This is a genomic window from Frankia sp. CcMO1, from assembly GCF_977945845.1.
In genome coordinates this window covers 1-6,306 of record NZ_CDWTMG010000265.1, presented here as the reverse complement: position 1 = coordinate 6,306, position 6,306 = coordinate 1, and the positions used below count along the sequence as shown (strand labels likewise).

Here is a 6,306-nt window from a genome sequence, read left to right as displayed (position 1 = left end):
GGCCCAGGGCGACCTGCTCGACAAGCACAAGCGGCACGCCGTCGCCATGGCCGCCGAGGCGCTGCTGGGCTGTCTGGCCGACGCCGGGATCGACCTGGCCGACCTCGGACACCTGTGCTGCGTGACCTCCACCGGGTTCCTCACCCCCGGGATCAGCGCGCTGCTGATCCGCGAGCTAGGCATCGACCGGTACGTCAGCCGCAGCGACATCGTCGGGATGGGCTGTAACGCCGGGCTGAACGCGCTGAACGTGGTCTCCGGCTGGTCCGTGGCCAACCCCGGCCGGATTGCGGTGATGATCTGTACGGAGGCATGCTCGGCGGCCTACGCCCTGGACGGCACGCTGCGCACCGCCGTCGTCAACAGCCTCTTCGGTGACGGCGCGGCAGCGATCGCGCTGGTCACCGAGGACACCGGCGGTGCGGACGGCCTGGAGGTGCTGGCGGAGCCGTCGGCCACCACGGTGCTGGCCGATGGGCCGCAGATCCTCAAGTTCGCCAGCTGCATCATCCCGGAGGCCGTCGACGCGATGCGCTACGACTGGGACCGCGACACGGCCCGGTTCAGCTTCTACCTCGACCCGCAGATCCCCTACGTGGTGGGCGCGCACGCCGAAGTGGTCGTCGACCGGCTGCTGGCCGGTACCGGGCTGTGGCGCAGCGACGTCCGGCACTGGCTGGTGCACTCCGGCGGCAAGAAAGTGATCGACGCCGTGGTGGTCAACCTGGGACTGAGCCGCTACGACGTCCGGCACACCAGTGGCGTATTGCGCGATCACGGCAATGTCTCCAGCGCCTCTTTCCTGTTCTCCTACCGGCGGCTGCTGGAGCAGGGCGTGGTCCAGCCCGGCGACCACGGCGTGATGATGACGATGGGCCCGGGCGCCACCCTCGAGACGGCCCTGCTCCGATGGTGAGAACGACGATGGACGGAGGCATGCCCGTGGCCGGCGTGATGACGAGGACCGAAGCGGTGCTGCTGCAGGTGGACGGTTCCCGGCCGCTGGACGCGGAGGCGGTCCGGGCGCTGGATGGCCTTTGCGAGCGGGTCCAGGCCCACGAGGACCACGGTCCGGTGCTGCTGCAGGTGTCCGGCGCCCCCGGACCGGGCTGGCTGGACGGCACCACCACCTCGGTGGTTACCAAGTGGGAGCGGGCGCTGCGCCGGCTGGAGCGGCTCGACGAACTGACCATGGTGATCGCCGGCGGTGACGTCGGCGGGATCGCGCTCGACGTCCTGCTCGCCACCGACCTGCGGGTCGCGGCATCGGACCTGCGCCTGCTGCTGCCGGTGGCGGACGGTGGGAGCTGGCCGGGGATGGCCGTCTACCGGCTCGCCACCCAGGCCGGGCTGGCTGCCACCCGGACCGCGGTGCTGCTCGGCCATCCGATCGACGCCGGCCGGGCGCTGGAGCTGGGGCTGGTGCAGGAGGTCGGTAGCCACCCGGAGCAGGCGCTGGCGGGACTGCTCGGCGAGCACCCGCCGCAGGGCAAGGAGTTGGCGATCCGCCGCCGACTGGTGCTGGAGACCGCGGGCATCGCCTTCGACGAGGCCCTCGGCGGCCACCTGGCGGCCTGTGACCGGCTGCTGCGGGGCAGTGCGCCGTGACCGCCCGTGCCACGCCGCCGACGCCGGTCACCGCGCTGTGGGATGCCGAGGCGGTAGCGGCCGCCGGGCAGGATCTCGACCAGCAGCGGAGCCGGCGGGCGCGCTTCATGGACCGTCACGCCGAGGCTGTCTACGATGACTTGACTGCCGGGCTCAGCCTCCGGCCGCGGCTGGACGCACTGATCGCGGCGGCCGGCGAGCGGTTCCCCGGGCTGGTGCCGGCGGCCGCGGAACTGGCCGCCGAGTGCGGCCTGCCCCAGGCGCGCAAGCCGGGGCTGGAGATCGACCAGGGCATCTTCCTGCGCGGGTTGCTCGGCTCGCCGATTGCGGGCACGCACCTGCTGGACAGCATGCTGCAGCCCACCGAGCGGGCGCTCGGGCTGCTGGCGGACTTCGCCGCCACCGGCCGGATCGTACTGCGCTCGGTGCTGCTGGAGTGCCGCGACGGCGTGGCGCACCTGACCATGACCCGCGAGGACTGCCTCAACGCCGAGGATGAGGAGCAGGTCGACGATCTGGAGACCGCGGTCGACCTGGCCCTGCTCGCCCCGCAGGTGAAGGTCGCGGTGCTGCGCGGTGGGGAGATGACCAAGCCCCGCTACCGCGGCCGCCGGGTGTTCAGCGCCGGGGTCAACCTCAGGGAACTGCATCTCGGACGGATCACCCTGGTCGGCTTCATGCTCCGGCGCGAGCTGGGCTACATCTCGAAGATCTCCCGCGGCCTGCTGCTCGACCCGGACGCCCCGGGCAGCTGGCACACCCCGACCGTGCAAAAGCCGTGGCTGGCCGCTGTTGACGGCTTCGCGATCGGCGGCGGAGCCCAGCTGCTGCTGGTCTTCGACCATGTGGTGGCCTCCGCAGAGTCCTACTTCATGCTGCCGGCGGCGCAGGAGGGCATCGTGCCCGGGATGTCGAACCTGCGGCTGGCCCGGGCCACCGGCCCGCGGATCGCCCGTCAGGTGATCCTGGGCGGGCGGCGGATCCACGCAGGCGAGCCCGCTGCCGCGCTGGTCGTCGACGAGGTGGTCGAGCCGGAACGGATGGACGAGGCGGTCGAGCGAGCCGCGCTGGCGCTGCGGGCTCCGGCGGTGGTGACGAACCGGCGGATGCTGAACCTGCTCGGCGACCCCGCGGAGGAGTTCCGCCGTTACGCCGCCGAGTTCGCCCTGCAGCAGGCGCTGCGGCTGCACGCCGACGACGTCGTCGGCAAGGTCGGCCGGTTCGCCGCGGGTGGTGACTGAGGTCGGTGCATACGGACGGCGAGCCCCGGGTCCGCTACCGGAAGCAGGATCACGTCGCCTTCGTCACCCTGAACCGCCCCCGGGTGCTGAACGCGATGGACCTGCGCATGCACGCCGAACTCGCCGAGGTCTGGGACGATGTCGAGGCAGATCCCGAGGTCCGTTGCGCCGTGCTCACCGGCGCCGGGGACCGGGCGTTCTCGGTCGGGCAGGACCTGCGCGAGCGGGCCCGGCTGCAAAGCGAGGGTGCCCAGCCGACCACGTTCGGCAGCCGTGGCCAGCCCGGCTGGCCACGGCTGACCGAACGGTTCTCGCTGACCAAGCCGGTGCTGGCCCGGGTCAACGGCTACGCCCTGGGGGGCGGCTTCGAGCTGGTGCTGGCCTGCGACCTGGTGGTCGCAGCGGAACACGCCAGCTTCGGCCTGCCGGAGGTCCGGCTGGGCCTGGTGCCGGGGGCGGGCGGCGCGTTCCGGCTGGCGCGGCAGCTGCCGCTGAAACAGGCGATGGGCTACCTGCTCACCGGTCGCCGGCTGGACGCCGCCACCGCGCTGCGCTTCGGCCTGGTCAACGAGGTGGTGCCGGCGGAGGAGTTGGACGCCCGGGTCGCCGGCTGGACGGCGGACCTGGTGCGGGCCGCGCCGCTGGCCGTCCGGGCGCTGAAGGAGGCGACGTACGCGTCGCTGGACATGCCGCTGCCGGAGGCGTTCGGCACCCGCTTCGACTGGGAACGGCGCCGGCGCGCCGGCGCCGACGCCCGGGAGGGTGTCGCAGCCTTCGCCGAGGGACGTGAACCGCAGTGGTCCGGAGAATGACCCCGGAATAGGGACGGGTGCTACCGAGCCTTTCGTCCCGTGATTCGGCAGTCTGTTGCCGTGGGTCGTCCGGCGGCTCTCCCACTGCTTTTGCCAGGGTTTCTCGTGAGCTATTCCGAGGGCATTCCTGGGGCCGTCCAACTGGCTGCCGAACAGTTGGACGTCGCGTTGCTGGATGGAAAGTCAAGGAATTACGGTGAGGCTTGGGGATGATGACGAATGCGCTTGCCCTCCGCGGTGTATTCGACTGTGCTTGAGCACGGGAGGAAACTGCCATGACCAATCCTTTCGACGACTCCGAGGGATCGTTCTTCGCCCTGGTTAACGAGGAGGGCCAGTACTCCTTGTGGCCGTCCTTCGCACCGGTGCCGGCCGGCTGGGAAGTGGTGTTCGGGGAGGACGGGCGGGCCGCCGTCCTGGCCTACATCGAGGCGCACTGGACGGACATGCGTCCGAAGAGCCTGATCCGCAGCATCGAGGAACACCGCCGCGAGCACACGGTCTGACCGTGGACCACAACGAGGCGCAGCAGACGGCGGGCCCCTCGACGGCACGGAAGGAGGGGGGGACCGAATGATCGGCGGACCAGCTCCCGGAATGGTGATCCAGGCGATGGAGGGCGACGAGGAGTCGCCCGCGGCACCGCAGCGGATCCGGCCGGGGATCGTCCGGCGGATCCTGCCCTACGCCCGCAGGTACCGCGGGAGCATGACGGTCCTGATCCTGACGACGGCGGTCAGTTCGCTGATCATCGCCGGCTCGCCGCTGTTACTGAAGGTTCTGATCGACGACGGCGTGATGCGCGGCCGGGCCTCGGTGGTGGTGACGGTGGCGCTGATCGTGGCCGGCCTGGCCGTGCTCGACCTGGTCTGCACCCTGATCGAGTCCTGGTGCTCCGGCCGGGTCAGCGAGGGCATGATCTACGACCTGCGGACCGAGGTGTTCGCCCATGTCAGCACCCAGCCGCTGGCCTTCTTCACGCAGGCCCGCACCGGCTCGCTGATCAGCCGGCTGAACACCGACGTGGTCGCCGCGCAGCAGGCCCTGACCATGTTGCTGTCCTCGGTCACCTCCGGCGGGCTGGCGCTGCTCGTCGTCCTCGCCACGATGTTCTACCTGTCCTGGCAGATCACGCTGGTCTCGCTGGTCGTGCTGCCCCTGTTCATCCTGCCGGGCCGGATGATCGGCCGCCGGATGCAACGGCTGATGCGCGAGGCGATGCAGCTCAACGCCGACATGAGCTCGCTGATGGAGGAGCGCTTCAACGTGGCCGGCGCACTGCTGGCCAAGCTCTACGGCCGGCCCCGTGAGGAGGTGACGCTGTTCTCTCGGCACGCCGGCGAGGTCCGCGACATTAGCGTGGCGGCGACCGTCTATACCCGGATGCTGATGGTGACGGTCGCCTTCCTGGCGGCGATGGCAACCGCGGTGGTCTACGGCGTCGGTGGCTGGCTGGCCGTCGAGGGGTCCTTTCAGATCGGCACCCTGGTGGCGCTGGCCACCCTGCTCACCCGGCTCTTCGGCCCGATCAACCAGCTCTCGAACGTGCAGGCCGGCGTGATGACCGCGCTGGTCAGCTTCGACCGGCTGTTCGAGCTGCTGGACCTCAAGCCGGTGATCACCGAGCGGCCGGGGGCGGTCGCGCTCACCGAGCGGTCCGCGGCCCCCACAGCCGGCGCGCCCACCGGTGACGGCGGCGCCGCGCCCGACGTGGAGTTCCGCGGGGTGAGATTCCGCTACCCGTCGGCCGCCGAGGTCTCGCTGGCCTCGCTGGAGAATCGAGCGCTACCGGCCCGGCACGGCGGGGACGGCGCGCTGACCCTGACCGACGTCAGCTTCACCGCCCGCGCCGGCCGGCTGACCGCCCTGGTCGGCCCTTCCGGCGCCGGCAAGACCACGATCACCTATCTGGTGCCGCGGCTGTACGACCCGGTCTCCGGCACGGTGCTGGTCGGTGGCCAGGACGTCCGCGGGCTGACCCTCGACTCGCTGCGCGCGACCGTCGGCATGGTCACCCAGGACGCCCACGTCTACCACGACACGATCCGCAACAACCTGCTCTACGCCCGGCCGGAGGCCACCGAGCGCGAACTCGTCGAGGCCTGCGAGGCGGCCCAGATCTGGAACCTGGTCCGCCGGCTGCCGGAGGGCCTGGACACCGTGATGGGCGACCGCGGCTACCGCTTCTCCGGCGGGGAGAAGCAGCGGCTCGCGATCGCCCGGCTGCTGCTGAAGGCACCCTCGGTCGTCGTCCTGGACGAGGCCACCGCGCACCTCGACTCCGAGTCCGAGAGCGCAGTCCAGCAGGCGCTGCGCACCGCGCTGGCCGGCCGCACCTCCATCGTGATCGCGCACCGGCTGTCCACCATCCGCGAGGCCGACCAGATCCTCGTGGTCGACGGCGGCCGGATCGTCGAGGCCGGTGTGCACGAGGAGTTGCTCGAGGCCGGTGGAAGCTACGCCGAGCTCTACCGCACCCAGTTCGCCCAGGGCCCGGGCCGGATCCCGGCGATCGAGCTTGTCGGCGCGGGCGTCGGCGGCGACGGGATGAGCCCGGGCGCGTTCATCACCGGCCCGCCGCCGGGCGGTCTCCCGCCGGGCGGTCTCCCGCCGGGCGGTTTCCCGCCGGGCGGTCTCCCACCGGG

Annotated in this window: 6 protein-coding genes; all 6 read left to right on the top strand. The window is 71.5% G+C overall.

From position 1 onward, the window contains the following. The coding region (dpgA, locus tag AC08OU_RS21430; RefSeq protein ID WP_476605636.1) for a 3,5-dihydroxyphenylacetyl-CoA synthase DpgA at positions 1-916 on the top strand (916 nt) is incomplete at its 5' end. 20 nt (positions 917-936) lie between these two features. After that, on the top strand, positions 937-1,608 hold the full coding sequence (dpgB, locus tag AC08OU_RS21425; protein WP_476605635.1) for an enoyl-CoA-hydratase DpgB: 672 nt from the start codon (positions 937-939) through the stop codon (positions 1,606-1,608). Continuing rightward, complete coding sequence (gene dpgC, locus AC08OU_RS21420) at positions 1,605-2,849, top strand: (3,5-dihydroxyphenyl)acetyl-CoA 1,2-dioxygenase DpgC (protein ID WP_476605634.1); 1,245 nt, start codon at positions 1,605-1,607, stop codon at positions 2,847-2,849. Before dpgB ends, dpgC begins: the two co-directional genes overlap by 4 nt. Before the next feature lie 5 nt (positions 2,850-2,854). Continuing rightward, positions 2,855-3,661, top strand: coding sequence for an enoyl-CoA-hydratase DpgD (dpgD, locus tag AC08OU_RS21415; protein ID WP_476605633.1), 807 nt, complete (start codon positions 2,855-2,857; stop codon positions 3,659-3,661). A gap of 275 nt (positions 3,662-3,936) precedes the next feature. After that, positions 3,937-4,167: an MbtH family protein gene (locus AC08OU_RS21410; RefSeq protein ID WP_476605632.1), complete on the top strand. Its 231-nt coding sequence runs from the start codon at positions 3,937-3,939 to the stop codon at positions 4,165-4,167. Positions 4,168-4,234: 67 nt separating this feature from the next. Next, a partial coding sequence (locus AC08OU_RS21405; protein ID WP_476605631.1) for an ABC transporter ATP-binding protein occupies positions 4,235-6,306 on the top strand: 2,072 nt, incomplete at its 3' end.